This is a genomic window from Marinifilum flexuosum, assembly GCF_003610555.1.
Lineage (GTDB): Bacteria > Bacteroidota > Bacteroidia > Bacteroidales > Marinifilaceae > Marinifilum > Marinifilum flexuosum.
Genome location: NZ_RAPQ01000010.1, coordinates 1 through 17793 on the forward strand (window position 1 = coordinate 1; position 17793 = coordinate 17793).

The following is a 17793-nucleotide window of genomic DNA, read 5'->3' on the forward strand; positions in this document are numbered from 1 at the left end:
TGCTTCTCCACTCATGGTAGCTACAAAATTGTGATCCGAATTTGCATCTGTTTCACTTACCGTAAAGCCTGCCAGGCTGATTGTATAAGCATCATTGTCTGTAATTGTACCAATTCCTTGCGGTTTTGCAATAGAAATTCCCAATTGACCATTTACAAGGAGGTTGGACAAATTGATCTGATACTCTTCTGTTGGCTCTGCAATATTATTCTCGATAATATTAACAGTAATGCTTTGAGAAGAACTATTTGATCCTCCAAATGTTAGTGTACTTGTTGGAATAGCAGTATAATCTGAAGGCTCGATAGCTGTTGAATTTGCCGATGCATAATCTACAGTATAAATATTCTGCACTGTACCAGTTTGACTTACAGTAAATGTTGCCGTTCCAGCAGATTCATTTATTTCTACATCATCAATAGATAAAGTTGCTACATCATTATCTGTAATCGTACCATAAGCTTCTGCAGTTGCTCCACCTCCAACTAATGTTACATCTTGACTATTCGCAACTAAATTGCTAAGTCTACCAATTAAGTTTTCAGAAGGTTCTACAACATCATCATTATCTATGCTAACCGTTACCGTCTGACTTTGAGCATTTGCAGCACCAAAGTTAAGCGTAGTTGTAGAAACTGCTGTATAATCAGATCCTGCCAAAGCATTACCGTTTACAGTTTCAAAATCTACTGAAATGGCATTTTGAATTGCAAGATTTGACTCGATTGTAAAATCTGCAGTTCCAGATGACTCATCCACAGTAAATCCAGTAACAGATATAATTGCATTATCATCATCATTAATAATACCTGTAGAAGTATCAGTTCCTAATGTAATTTGCTGTCCATTTTTTTCAACTATCGTAATTTTACCTGTAAATGATTCTTGAGGTTCATTCACCAAATCACCAATTACTTGAACTGGAATATTTACACTTAAATCACCTGGTAAAATTGTATATTCAACTGCTGATTGAGCTGTAAAATCACTTCCTTCTTTTGCTGTTCCTTCGCTTGTAGTAAAGCTAATTATAACAGGATATTGGGCAGTAATATTCATACTTGCCACAAAATTATAATCAACATTAGAATTGGTTTCTGATTTGGTAAATCCGCTAAGGTTAATTGCAGTTACCTCATCATCATCAGTAATAGTACCTTCTCCTTGATTATCTGCAAAACTTACATTTCCAGTACTTACAATATTGCTTAAGTCTATATAATAATTCTCTGTTGATTCGGCAACTGAATTATTAATAATAGGAATCGTAATACTTTGCGTCGCATTGGATGAACCAGCAGCAAAAGTTAATGTATTGGAAACTGCGGTATAATCACTTGGTGCATGAGCTGTTCCATCATTCGTTGTGAAATCAACAGTTAATTCATCTTGAATTGTTCCCGTTAAACTTACTGTAAATACGGCCTCTCCACTCGCTATATCCTCCGCTACTGTAACATCATCGATAGATATTGATCCACTATCGTTATCTACTATGGTTCCTGTAGCAATAGCATCTGATATCGTAACTAAACCACCTGAAATGTTACTTAAAGTCACTGTATAAGTTTCGGTAGGTTCAATTAAATTATCATTATTAATAGCTACGGTAAACGATTTACTTGTACCACTTACAGAACCTGCAGGGAATGTTAATGTTCCTGTTGACAAAGTATAATCAGATCCTGCAAGAGCACTTGCATTATCACTTGTTGCATAATCAACAGTAAATTCATCTTGTACATTTCCTGTCAATACAACAGTGAATGTAGCCAATCCACCAACAACATCCTCATCAACACTTACATCAGCAATAGCTATACTTGCTGCATCGTTATCATTAATGGTATATTCAGCATTTGGCTTAGCAAGGGATACTTGCTGACTATTGTTATTTGTTATTGAGATTGCTCCACTAAATTTTTCTTGAGGCTCTAATATCAAATCACCCAGAATATCAATAGGAATATTAACTGAATTGCTTCCTGCTGGAATTGTTACCACAGTTCCAGCTTGGGCTGTGTAATCCGTTGTTGTTTTTGCTATTCCATCAGAGGTATTAAACTCAAGAACAACATCATTTTCAGCAACTATATTAGTACTTACAATATAATTTACAGTTTGAGTTCCATTGGTTTCTGTAACTGTTTTATCTTCCAAACTAACTTGCATTTCATCATTATCATTGATAATGCTTGTAGCTGTAGCTGTTGTGATTGTTACTTGCTGCCCATTTAAGGTATTCAACGAAATTGTACCAGAGAAATCCTCAGTTGGCTCTGCAATTATATCACCTAATACAGTAACAGGAATATTTGTATTTGCTGTTGAACCAGCAATAAGTATTACATCTGCATTAGATTGTGCTGTATAATCACTACCACCTTTAGCTGTATTCTCAGAAGTTGTAAACAATAATCCAATAGGAGATTGTGAGGCAATATCTCTACTTACTTGGAAGTTCTGAGTTTGTGAACCATCGGTTTCCGTTACAGTAAATCCATGTAGAACCAAGTTTACAATATCATTATCAGTAATTGTTCCTTCTCCTTGATCATCAGAAATACTTACTCCTGACTGACCATTCTTATTAAGCCCGGTTAAATTAATGTGATATGTCTCAGTAGCCTCGGCAATTGAGTTCTCAATAATATCTACGGTAAAAGTCTGAATATTACTATTTGAACCTCCAAAGGTTAATTGTGTTGAACCAACAGCTGTAAAATCAGATGGTGATTCAGCAGTATCATCAGCACTTGAATAATTTACAGTAAAGTTATTTTGAACTGTACCTGTAAGTGTAACTGTAAAGGTTGCTGTACCTGCCGATTCGGCAACACTCATATCATTAATAGCTAAAGTAGCTGCGTCATTATCAAGAATTGTTCCATCAGCCTGCGCTGAAGAACCTCCTCCAGAGAATGTTACTGCCTGATTTTTGGCATCAACTTTATTATTAATTGTTCCTTTTAATATTTCTGTTGGTTCAACAATGTTACCATCCAAAATATCAACTGAAACAGTTTGAACTAAGCTATTGCCAGCTCCAAATGTCATTCCTGAATTTGAAACTGCTGTGTAATCAGACCCATTTTCTGCTGAATTATCAGAAGTCGCAAAATCAATTGTAAATTCATCTTGAACCGCTTTATCCATTGTTATGGTATAATTTGCTGTTCCAATCGATTCATCTACCGTAAATCCTGCTATTGAAAGAACTGCGGCGTCATCATTGATAATAGTCCCTGTTCCAACTCCTTCTGTTGCAGAAATGCTTATAGAAGGATCAGTATTACCATTCACTTTTGGATTGCTCAAATTAATTGATAAAGTTTCGTCTAACTCAACAATCTCATCACCATTTATTGTTATATTAATGGTTCGAATTTCTCCTGCCGTACCTACAAATGTTAAGGTTCCTGACTGAGAAGTATAATCTCCATCATTCGCATTAGCAGTTCCATCAGCTGTATCATAATCAACTGTTACTCCCAATTCAACCGGATTACTAAGTATTACATTAAATACCAGCTGCTTATCACCAGAATCACCCTCTATAATTGCAGGATCGGAAATAGATAATTCTGAAGTATCATCATTTTGAATAGTTCCTGTTCCAACTTTCCCTGCTGGATCAATTGAAATATTCCTACCTGAATGATTTACATTGCCCAATACAAGTTCAAATTGCTCATCAGGCTCCAGAGCAAGATCTCCATTTACTTGTAATGTTAATGTTTGAGTCTCGTTTAGCTGATCACCATCAAAGGTTAACAAACCACCAATAGCAGTATAATCGGAAGGAGATTTTGCCGTACCATTCTGTGTGTAATACGAAACCTGATAAGCACCTACCACTTCTGCTCCTGAATGAGTAACAGTAAATACGAATTCAGTAGTACCACTATTTGTTTCAAATGCTGTTACATCATTAATTGAAAGGCTTGCAGAATCATTGTCATAATTGATCACATTTACACTTTCTGGATCATCTACTTTTGCAATATCCTTATAAATAGGATCACTTGTACTCGTCCTATCTAAAGACAAGTTGATTGTATAGGCAATATCTCCATCAACCAAATCATCTTCTACACTGTTAACAGTTACTGTTTGAGGGATATCCCAATCTAAATGATCGAAAGTCAGAACTGATCTATCAATTGTACCTTCTGTTTCATCACTACTTACCAAATTCACTACCACAATGTAATTAATATCGTCAGTAGCTGGTTTAGTAGCAAGGACTACTGTGAAAGTTTTTGAACTTGGCGTTGTTTCGTTAGTCGTTAGTGTTAATGGCGTTACGATAATATCTGCGGTATCATCATCAACATTGATCAGTGCAACATTATCAACAAGTAAATTGAAATACTTTGGATCAGTTGAATTAGAATTACTGGTAACTATATTATAACTTACATCACCATCATCTATAAAGTCATCAGCACCTTCTATAGTAACTGTTTGAGGAGTATCCCAATCAGAAGGTGTAAATGTTAAAACATTAGAACCTGAAATACTTCCTTCTGTAGTATCGTTGCTAGAAAGAGAAATTGTTACACTTTGTGTTGGTTCTGTATCAAGTACTACTTCAAATTCCGCTATACTACCATCCTCATTCGTACTATTATCATTAACGGTAACAGTTACTCCAGCAGTATCATTGTCCTGATTAACTGCATTTACAAAGGTAGATTCAGCTTGCTCGTATCCCGAATAATCATCTGTTCCAGCTTTGTTGATCGATAAGTTTATATTGTAATTGATATCATCATCATCAACATCATCATTAACACCAGTTACTTTAATTGTTTGAGGTTGATTCCAGTTAGATGCATCAAATGTCAATTGAGATTTATCAGGAGTTCCTTCGCCTGTATCATCGCTTGCAACATCAATAACTACGGTACCTGTTGGAGCTGATTTTAATGTTACAGTAAACTCTTCATAATCAAAATCTTCAGTGGTTGTAATATTTGTTTTACTTGCTAAAATAGAACCACCACTTGCATTAACAGTAATAGTGAATGCACATTGTTCTGAATTTCCAGCATCATCAAAAGCAGTGTACGTTACAGTTGTTGTACCAATATTATAATCTCCTCCATTAACTGGATTTGTGGTTCCACTTACAGGACTATTATCGGTTCCCGATCCAGTTGTTGCACCTGTTAACAACCAAGTAAATTGAGTTACAGCACAGTTATCGTCAAAAGTAGATGCAGGAATATCGGAAACAGTAACAAAGCTTATTCCGCTACCTGCAAGCTTCGACATATTTGATGGACAAGATGTAAATTCTGGGTTCTGATCATCAGAAACTACAACATCAAATGCGGTTACTCTATCATTATTGCCATGATCATCAGAAGCCGTCCAAGTAACTGTAGTTGTACCTTTATTGAACACCACTCCGTTAAGAGTACTTCCCGTACCAGTAGTTGCTCCTGTTAAAACATATGTCATTGATGTAACAGTTCCACAATTATCTGTTGGGTTCCATAAGTCATCATTATGAGTATATGCACACAGGTTATTGTCTGTTGTAACTTCTCTATCTGTTAAATCATCTAAAGTAGGTCCTTGATCATCTAAAATAGTTAAATTAGAAGAACAAGTTGTTGAATTTCCTGTAGCATCAGTTACTTTCAAATAAACTGTTTGCGAAGAAGGATCTGCACAAGTGAAAGTAACAAACGGAACATACCCAGACAATTCCAATTTAGAAATCTCAATTGAGAATGAACAGTTATCACTAGATCCATTATCGATTTGTGAAGCTGAAACTGCTACATTTCCTTGTCGATTTAAGGATACAGTTAAATCTTTACACATTGCAATTGGATCAATTATATCTTGAACTGTAACAGTTGCATCGCAAGTTGATGAATTGCCTTGTGCATCCGTAACAGTTAAAGTAACTGTTTGGGTACCAAGATCTGAACAAGCAAAACTTGTTTTGCTTAAACTTAATCCTAAACTTGCTGGCGCTGTACAATTATCGGTTGACCCATTGTTAATTTGGGCTGGTGTGATGCTTGCATTTCCATCCGTATCAAGTTGTATTGTAATATCTTGGCAAACTGCTGTTGGATCAATATTGTCCTCTACAGTAACTGTTGCGGTACATGTTGAACTGTTTCCTGAATCATCAGTAACGGTTAAAGTAACTGTATTGGCACCAAGATTTGAACAATCGAAACTCGTTTCATCAAGGCTAAGTGCCAATGAGCTAGTACAATTGTCGGTAGATTCATTATTAATTTGAGCAGCTGTAATGCTTGCATTTCCACTAGCGTCTAACTGAACCGTTATATCCTGACATTTTGCTATAGGATCAATATTATCAACAACAGTTACAGTTGTTGTACATTCATCGATTTTTCCATTTGGACCTTCAACTCTTAGCGTAACAGTGTTTGCACCAAGATTTGTACAGTCAAACGAGTTAGGGGTAACAGTTTTTGTTAGTGTACAGTTATCTGTAGATCCTAAAGAGATATTATCAATATCTGTTGAAGTCAAAGAATAATTTCCTGCATTATCCAAGTATACCGTAATTGGAGTACATGAAGCTACAGGGTCAATTGGGTCTTCAACCGTTACAATAGAATTACAAGTAGAAGTATTTCCATTATTATCTGTAACTGTTAGTACAACAGTATTATTTCCAACACTTGAGCAATCGAAGCTTGATACATCAATTGAAGTTGATGAGATTCCACAAGCGTCGTTTGAACCGTTATCAACATCATTTGCTGTAATACTTACATTACCACTTGCATCTAACTGAACTGTTATATTCTGACAAATCGCAACTGGGTCTGTATTATCTTGAACTGTTACATTAGCTGTACAAGTTGCTGAATTTGATTGATCATCTATTACTGTTAAAGTTACAGTTTGCACACCAACGTCGGCACAAGTAAAACTTGATTTATCCAAACTCAAGTGAGAAGCCATAATACTTGTGCAGTTGTCTGAAGATCCATTATCTATTTGACTTGGGGTAATTGTTGCATTACCGCTAGCTTCAAGTTGTATTGTTATATCCTGACAAAGTACATTTGGCGCTAATTTATCTTCAACCGTTACTATTGAAGTACAAGTTGAACTATTACCATATTCATCAGTAACAGTTAAGCTTACAGTATTAAAACCAATATTAGAACAATCAAAACTTGTAACATCTAAACTTAAGTTTGAAGCTCCAATAACAGTACAATTATCAGTTGATCCATTATTTATTTGAGACGGTGTAATACTTGCATTACCATCGGCATCTAACTGAACTGTTAGGTCCTTGCATATTGCAAGCGGATCGACATTATCAACCACTGTTATTGTTGTTGTACATTCATCGTAATTTCCTTGCGGATCGGTAACTCTTAATGTAACTGTATTTGTACCAGTATTTGTACAATTAAAAGTGTTTGGTGTTACCGTTTTGGTTAAAATACAATTATCGGATGAACCAAGAGATAAGTTATCAATATCAGTAGCAGATAAAGCATAGTTTCCTGTTCCATCTAAATAAACTGTAATTGGGTTACAAACTGCATTAGGATTGATATTATCTTGAACAGTAACTATTGCATCACAAGTAGATGAATTTCCATTGATATCCGTTACGGTTAGAGTAACGGTATTCGTCCCAACATCAGAACAATCAAAAGCAGTTTTAGCTGCTGAAACACTTTGTATTCCACAAGCATCAGTAGAACCTCCATCTAACTGGCTTGCCAAAATACTAGCTTGTCCTAGCACATCTAATTGGATTGTAATGTTATTACAAACTACATTTGGAGGTGTTGCATCTTGCAGAATTACAACTGCTGTATTACAAGTTGATATATTTCCATGCATATCAGTAACCGTAACCAATACTGTATTGCTACCAACATCATTACATGAAAAACTATTTGGTGTCACTTCTATCGAAGCAATACCTGATGGATCAGAAGAACCACTCGCCAAAGCATTAATATCATCAGTATCTAAAGTATAATTTCCATCTGCATCTAACTGCACTGTTATCGTATTGCAAATAGCCGTTGGATCCTCTTCATCAAGTACATTAACCAAATATCTTCCTGTATTAGTATTACCATGAATGTCGGTTGCAGTCCAAACTACTTCATGAGTACCAATAGCAAATTGTACCCCCTCAATACTAGTTGTTAAATCAGTTCCAACTTCACCAGTTCCACCAATATTGTAGGTGATTTTCTCGACATCACAATTATCTGTTACAACAGGATTCCAGTTATCACCAGCAAGCGCTGTATAATATGATTGGCCTGCATCAGTATTTCTGGTTTGATTAGCAACTGTAGTTACAGTAGGAGCTTCAACATCGGAAATGGTGAAAACTGTAGTACATGTTGCTCCAACATTATCACTTATATCATATAGTCTCCAAACTACGGTAGTTGTAGGTTCAGAAATTGTTCCTACCGGGATGTGAACACCTGCCAAAGTCGTTGTTAAATCTGTTCCAACTTCTGGGTTTGAACCAATTTGATAGGTCAATTTTTTAAGACCATGATTATCTGAGAATCCGTAAGGATCATCTTCAGCACCTGGAACCTCAAATGAACAGGCTCCAATATCTGCGTTTTTAGCGATAGTGGCATCCGGACAACTTGCAATTACTGGTGCTTCATTATCACTTACAATAACTTGTATTGTGCAAGTTGAAAAGTTTCCAGCCTTATCAGTAGCCGTCCAAACAACATTGGTTGTTCCAACCGGGAAAGTTGCATTTGCAAGTGTATTGCTGTTATTATAATTGTTACTAATAGTAGCTGTACAATTATCACTAAAAGTAGGATTGAATTCGTCATTCTGTGCTAAATAATACGATTCTCCTGGAGTTGTATTTCTATTAAATGGAGAACCTGATGGACAAACAATTGTTGGGGCTTCCTTATCTTCAACAGTAATATTAAAAGTATAAACAAACTGATTCCCTTTTTCATCAACTGCCATATAGGTAACTTCGGTAATTCCAACTTCAAAAGTTCCACCAGGAACAGCATATGCAGGACTTACCGTCTGTACAATATCTCCTTCATCGGTAACATTATCAAGAAATGTTGGCGCTGTATAATTTACAACTGCACTACAGGTTCCTGATGTTTGAGCAACAGTATCTGCTGGATCAGTATTCAAATATGGCATCTCTATATCTACAACATAAGCATAAAATTTAGCTTCACTTCTATTGCCTTTATCATCTTCGGCATACCAGGTAATAGTATTCTCTCCCATTTGTAATTGGGTTCCTGCCAAAGTCGAAACATCAAATTCATTTACCAGTTTAGTTACAATACCACAATTATCATTAGAAGTTACATCATCAAATTCATTGCCCTGAACTGTATAATAATTTTTTCTAAAATCAGTACTTCTGGTCTGATTACCAGGAACAGAAATTACTGGAGCTTCATGATCTTCAATGGTTAATAGGAATGAACATGATGTTTCGTTACCATTTGCATCTGTAGCGGTCCAGGTAATTAGCGTTTCGCCTGTAGATCCAGCTCCAAATCCCCGAGGAATTTCAACACCAGATAAAGAATTTGCTCCTGTACGCTCCGCCCCAGTTTCTGCATCAGTAAAACTCCAAACTACAGAAGCAATTGTACAGTTATCACTAAAAGCTGTTGGATCGAATTCATTCCCCAACACACGATAAGAACAACTTCCAGAATTGGTATTTCTAGTTTGATTTTCGATACATGAAATAGTCGGATTAACATCCGTAATTACAACATTGAAAGAACAAGTTGATTCATTATTATTATTATCGACAGCTGTATAGGTAACAGTAGTTGTTCCAACATCAAATAAACTACCAGGAGAATGAGTTGAAGTAAAGCTCTTTACCCCACTACAATCGTCGGCAGCCAAAAGTGCAGGCCAATTAGCAATTGCTTGGCAATTTTCTCCTGAAGCTTGCTCAGTTATGGTTGAAGGGCAATTTGTAATTACAGGTCCTTCATTATCTACCACTGTAACCGTTTGATTATGAATGGTTGTATTACCTGCCTCATCAGTTATGGTCCAACGTACTTTTGTTTCACCAATTAAGAATGGTGTTGGAGCATCATTGTTTATCACTAAATCCACTGTAGCAGTGCAGTTATCTGTTGCGTTCGGATTTGGCAACACCATGGTGCTTATACAAGTTCCCGGATCTATATTTACGGTTACATTTGCTGGTGTTGGATCTAAAACCGGAGCAACATTATCAGAAATAATAACCTGATGAGTACAAGTATTCGTGTATTCAGTTCCACCAATAGTTTGTCTAGCTGTCCAAGTTACAGTAGAAGTTCCTTTAGGGAATACTGCTCCATTAAGACTCGTATTACTTGGTGCATAAGGTAAAGTACCCGAATCAGTAGTTTGGATATTATGCACAAGTGTTCTTCCTGCTATAATAGATAGGTTTGCAAATTGAGCATCAATCGAACTTCCAGTATGAGTATATGAACAAGCATCACCAGCTGTACTTTCATATAAATTTGCCGGACAATCTAAAATTGGATCAAAAGAATCAACAATTGTTAAATTAACCGTACAATTATCTGTATTTCCTGAAATGTCAGTTGCTGTCCATATTATTTCATGATCTCCAATGGTAAATTGAACACCATTTAAATTACCAGCAGCATTTTTATCATTCGTATAAGAAGTAATATCACAATTATCAGTAACAGAAGGTCTAAACTCATTACCAACAGCGGTATAGTATGTAACTTGCGAATTATTAAATTCTCTGTAATATGTTTCAGTTGGACAATCAATAACTGGTGAAATATCATCAACAACAGTTACCTTTTGAGTATGATGAACAACAAAGCCTCTTGAATCTCGAGCGGTCCAATATACATTTGTTACTCCTGCTGCGAAATTATTTTCTGATGGAGTTCTTGAATAAACAATATCAAGTGGTTCATCACAATTATCTGTACCTGTTGGAGTACCCAAATCTACTCCTGTTGCAGTACAAGAACCTACATCAACAGTAGCAGTTACATCCGCTTGCCATGTTATAGAAGGTGCTTGATTATCGACTACTGTAATGGTAAAAGCACAACAATTATTCACATCAGCACCATTAGTAGCTGTCCATATAATATCGGTAACACCTTTAGGGAATATTGCCCCATTTAGTGTATTGGCATTTGGTGCATATGGTGTAGCTTCTGAATCTGTAGTTTGAATATTATGCGTTAAAGTAGCTGTTGATGCTACATCCAAACCTGTTCCACTAACTGTATAAGTACATACACCAAGATCAGTATTTACACGTTCATCTCCTCTACAAGTTACTGATGGCGGATCATCGTTATTTACAGTTATCGTAACTGTACAAGTTGATACGTTATCGGCATTATCGGTAACTGTCCATATAATTGGAGTAATTCCTGCAGGAATTTGTTCGCCACTTAAGGAAGAAGTCCCATTAAAATCATTAATAACACTCTTAATACCAGAACAATCAGAATTATAATATGGTCCAAATTCATGACCATTTACAGTATAAAATGTCTGTCCTTCATCAACCTGACGACAAAGATTTGCAGGTGATGGACAATCAATATAAGGAGCATCATCATCAAGAACTGTAACGGTTTGATTTGCAGTTGAGATATTTCCATGAATATCACGAACTCTCCAAGTTATTGTATGTTCTCCGATATAATAAGAAGAAGATGCATTATTATCAGTCCAATCAATTCCACAATTGTCAGAAATGGTTGGTAATCCTAAATCTACACTTGCAGCATAACATCCCGAATTTGTATTCACGGTAATATTTGCAGGAGCAGTAATTACAGGATCTTCATCATCTCTAACAGTTATATAAAAGCTACATGAATTGGAATACTCTTCACCATCAATAGTTCTTGATGCTGTCCAAGTTACCAATGTGGTTCCTTGCGGAAATACAGTTCCTGCAAGAGATGATAAATTGTTATAATTATTTTTTAATGTAGCGCCAGTGGTTGTAGAACTTGCATCGAACTCAGTCCCTGAAGTTGTATAACTACAATCACCAGTGGTGTTTGATACCGATTGATCACCAACACAAGTAATAGCTGGATACAAATCATCAACAATTTCAATATTTACATTACATGTTGTTGAATTTCCTGAAGCATCTTCGGCAGTCCAAACAATTGTATGATTCCCAGGATTTAAATGCTCTCCTGTAACGCTTGATGTTCCTGTTAAATTATTAGTGTATGTATAGTTACAATTGTCAGAAACAACTGGCTTGAACTCACCATTACCAATGGTATAATATGTTTGACCTTGGTCTACGACTCTTAAGTAGGTATCTGTAGGGCAATTAATTACAGGGTCTGTATCATCAACAACTGTAATCTGAATTGTTTTTTTCTCCTCATTACCAAAATAATCAGTAACAGTCCACTCCACATTAGTTACTCCAACAGGAAACTGCTCATAGGCTAAAGTTTTATATCCATTCCAATCATTTGTAATAGAGAAGTTATCCGGCGTACAGTTGTCTACAATTTCTTTTGGATCAAATTCATCTCCTACTACTGAGTAGTAACAATTACTAGTTGAAGCTGATTTTAATACACTTGTAGGCAAATTATATGATGGTTTTGCGACATCATTTACTGCAACTTGATACTGCATAGTTGAAATATTACCTGCTGCATCGGTAGCTTTCCAAACTACAATAGTTACACCAACCGGAAATTCAAACCCTGCTAATGTAGAAGTATTGTTTTGGTTATTAACCAAAGTTAAACTTGTACAGTTATCAGACGCTGTTGGATCAAATTCAGCACCTACTGTTAGGTACGAACATTTATCAACTGGTGCATCTTTCGATTGATTTTCAACAGTAGTTATAACCGGAGCAGTAACATCGGAAACTGTAACTTCAAAATTACATATTTCGCTGTTTCCACTTTTATCAGTAACAGTCCAAACAACATCATGAACACCTTTTGATAAAGTAACTCCTGCTAAACTAGTAGCAGTTCCTCCTGATATACTATTCAATGTATATTCAACAGTTAACTCATTGGCATTATCGCAGTTGTCAACCAATTCCGTAGGATCAAACTCAGTTCCAACAACAATATATTCACATGCATTATTTGGCACTTCTCTAATTTCGTTACCATAACAAACAAACGATGGGGCTTGATTATCAGAGATTGAAATATTAAATGGAGTAGAAACTACAGTATTTCCATGAACATCAGAAATAGTCCATACTACAACATACGGATGATCATTATCCTTTGGCAACTTTAAATTTGCAAGTGTATTACTACCTATAAACTCTTCAACTCCATTTTTAGTAATTACATAAGTTGGAGTTTGGGTATTACAATTATCTGAAACACTTCCTAAATCAAAATCAGTTCCTGAAATGGTATAGTAACACTGTCCTGGATCGGTATCAAAATTATAAGTGTAGGTACCTACAGGATTACCAGTTGGTTGAGTAAATGTTGGATCTTGATTATCTTGAACAGTAACAAAAACTGAGCAAGTAGATGAATTAACTCCATCAGTTGCAGTCCATACAATTTCGTGAACTCCCGAAGGAATTTGCTTTCCTTCCAATGTAGAAGTTCCATCGAAACTATTTGTCACCAACTGGTTACATTCGTCAGTAACAGTTGGATTAAATTCTAAACCTTGAACTGTGTAGAAACACACACCATTATCTGCTATTCTTACAAAAGGTGAAGCTTCACTACTTTCCGGACAACTTACCACTGGTGGAGTTTGATCTTCTACTGTTATATTAAAAGACATATCAGTAACTAAACCAACTGCATCGATAGCACGATATATAATTTTATATGTTCCTGGATCGAATGTACTTCCACTAGAAAGACCTTGAATTCGTGACATACTAACACCAGAACAATTATCTGAATAAGTAGGCTCTGTCCAAGTTACTACTGCATCGCATTTCCCTGGATCAACATTTTGTACTATATCTGCTATTTGTACAATAACAGGAGCATCATCATCAACTACAGTAACCTGAAAAGTTCTTGTACTATTATTAGTACCATCGCTTGCTTTCCACACAACTCGGTTTGTTCCTGTTGGAAACACAACACCATCAAGGCTTAATGCGTTTACTTCCAAACCTCCGTTAATAGAGTAAGTTTGTGAACTTACGGCACAGTTGTCTGTAATTGTTACATCAAATTCTCCATTTTTCGCTGTGTATCCACAATCGGTATCAGTTCCCCTGTTTTTATTGGTAGTTGCAGAAATAATAGGTGCTTGATTATCAACAACAGTTATTGTAAAAGTTAATGGACTTGATGTTACATTGTTACTTGCATCTTTTGATGTCCAAGAAATTAGGTTAGCTCCTTTATTTAATTGCTGCGATGCTAAACTTCCATCTCCACTTAAATCTGTTGCACCACTTACTACATACGAAAGAATTTCACCTCCACAATTATCTGAAACAATTGGATCAAATTCCGCTCCATTTACAGTATAAAAACAGTCATTAGAATTTGTATTAACTGATTTTGAAACAGTTCCAGAAGTTGCAGTAATTATTGGGGCTGCATTATCGGAAACTGTAACATTCGCTGTACACGTGTTGACATTTCCTTGTGCGTCCTTCACAGTTAATGTAACTTCATTTACGCCAATCTCAGCGCAACTAAATGAGGTTTTACTCAGTGTTAAAATTAAATTTTCATCAGCAGTACAATTATCTGATGAGTTATTATTAACGTCGGATGGCAATAAAGTAGCTATACCAGACTCGTTTAAATAAATTGTAGCTGATTTACAAGCTGCTACAGGAGCCTCATTATCGCTCACACTTACAACAAATGAACAAATAGCACTTGTATTTCCCGATTCATCGGTTAAAGTATAAGTTACTGTTGTATTTCCTGTTGGAAAACTTAAACCTGGTGTATGAGATTTATTCCATGTTAAAATTCCTGAACAATTATCATTTCCTGAGGGTTCTATCCAGTTTGCAACTGCAGTGCATGATCCATCATCAGTATTTAAACTAATATCTTCAGGACAATTATAAATAATTGGCTTTTGATTATCGGTAACAGTTACAGTAAAACTACAAATCTCACTTACATTTCCTTTTTCATCAGTAGCTGTATAAGTAACGGTAGTTTCTCCTACAGAAAACTCTTCGCCAGGATTGTGTGATTTGGTCCAAACCAAGTTCGAAGCTAATGTACAATTATCTGTAGCTGTTGGTTCGGTCCAAGAAACATTGGCAGAACAAACTCCAGCATCACTTGTCCTCGTAATACCTGATGGGCAATTACTTATAATTGGTTTTTCATGATCTACAACATTAATGGTAAAACTTTCAACTACACTATTACCAGAAGCATCTGTGGCAGTATAACTAACCGTACTTAGCCCAATTGGAAATTGCGATCCACTTGTTAATCCTGCAGTTTGGCTAATGCTATGGCCAGAACAATTATCATTCGAAGTTGGAGCATTCCAAGTAACTGTTGCTCCACAAACTCCAGAATCGTTATTAACTTCGATATTACTTGGTAAGTCAACAATGCTTGGGTTCTGATTATCAGTAACCGTAACTGTAAAGCTTTCCTCTTTGGTTAAACCAACTGCATCGGTTGCAGTGTACGTAACTGTTGACTCTCCTATAGGAAATAATGAACCACTGGCCAAGCCACCTGTTTGACTAATACTGTGACCTACGCAATTATCATTTGAAGTAGGAGCTATCCATGTAATTACAGCTCCACATTCATCCAAATCATTAGATTGAGTAATATTCGATGGCAAATCAACAATTGTTGGATTTTGATTATCCGTAACCGTAACTATAAAGCTTTCTTCTTTTGTTCTTCCTGCCGCATCGGTTGCAGTATAAGTTATTGTAGTTTCTCCTACTGGAAATGTAGACCCACTTGCCAAGCCTGCAATTCTAGATATTGAATGTCCAGTACAATTATCGTTAGATGTTGGTTCAACCCAAGTAACTATGGCTCCACAAACATCAACATCATTAATAACTGAAATATTCTCAGGCAAATTATTAATTACCGGATCTTGCAAATCGACTAAAGTAACATCAAAGCTACATGTAGCCTGATTTCCACTTTCATCTTCGGCAGTAATTGTTACATTCTGTATTGCTCCGTGTCCACCACTTATTAAAGTACCTGCAACAGGAGATTGACTATAATTAATATCTCCATCAAGACTACAATTATCTGTGGCAACAACACTTAATAAACTTTTGTAATTTGGCAACGAAGCATCGCAAGAAGCATTACTCATCTCCAAATCCTGATCTGCAGGACAGTTGGTAAATACAGGATCTGTTTCATCATTAACAGTAATTGTATATGACCATTGAGCAGAATTATTGCTTGCATCCTTAGCTGTCCAAACAATATTATTAATTCCCTTATCAAGTGCCACACCATTCAATGATGTTGTATTATCCGTGCCTATTGCTGCCCCTCCATTAACTGAGTATGTAAGCAATGTAACTTCACAGTTATCTGTTAATACTGTAGGATTATAACTATTATCTGATATTGTATATTTACAATCAGAACTAGAAGTAGCAACTGTTGAACTAACAACAGTTCCATTAATATTAGGGTTAATATTATCAAATACAGTAACAACAGCCACACAAGAACTAGAATTCCCTTGGGCATCAAAAACTGTTAATGTAACATTATTTTCTCCTAAATTGGCACAAGTAAAAGATGATTTGCTTAAGGTTCTACTTGTGATACCACAATTATCCGAAGATAAATTGTCGACATCGGCAGGTACAATATTTGCACTCCCTGTCTCATCAAGATAAATATCAATATCCTTGCAGTTAGCAATCGGGTTCTCATTATCAATCAAGATCTCAATTTGCTGATTAATTGCACATCCCTGGTCGCTAACGGCAACTAAAGTATATTGGGTATTTGCGTTAATATTGTCAACATATGGCAAATTGGCAATTTTATTTGTTTTAGGACTATCCCAAATTTCAATATACTCCTGTCCCGATGCGGTGGCTGTTATTGTAAAATCAACTCCCGAACAAACCGATGACAATGGATTAGTCAAATTCAAATTTGTTGGAAGCGGATGAACTGTTATGGTTTGAGTTGTTGCATCAACCGGAAGATATGTTCCAAACCGGTCTCGTACACTTTCAAGCGCATAAACAGTGGTCGTGTTAGGATTAATTGAAATTGCATCTCCTCCGTAACTTGGACTTTCCGGATCTCCATCACTATTATAGTCAGTAATTTCTATAGAGTTTACACCTTCTTTATATACAATCGTATATGGACCAACACTGGCTCCAATAATAACATGTAAGCTAGTACTTTCACCAGAACAAATATTTGAAGGACCTTTATTTTCTATGAAGGCGTCTTGCGAATACAGATTATTAGAAAAACCAATTCCAAATAATAAAATAATGAATACCAATTTAATTTTTCTATAAAAAAAACTATTCTGAGATAAATTTAGAGGTAAATTTGTTGCCATATAAAATTTATAAGTGGGTTTCTGAGATAGGGGTAATAATGCTCGAATTATTATTTCTTCATTGCAACCAATTATAGTTCAGAAGAAATTTGCACAACCAGAAAGTTGCGCATTTTATCTTTAGTATAGAATTAGATGAGATAATTAGCAATTTTATATTATTTAAAATGTTAAATATCATTGCTGCTTCTTGAGTTAAGCTTTATCTATTCATAAAAAACTTAACCA

The 17793-nt window shown here is 35.8% G+C and carries 1 protein-coding gene; it reads right to left on the bottom strand.

Annotation, left to right across the window (positions count from 1 at the left end; translation table 11 throughout):
- On the bottom strand, window positions 1-17565 hold a 17565-nt coding region (locus BXY64_RS13500), incomplete at its 3' end, for an HYR domain-containing protein (RefSeq protein WP_120240536.1).
- Between the last annotated feature and the right edge of the window lie 228 nt (window positions 17566-17793).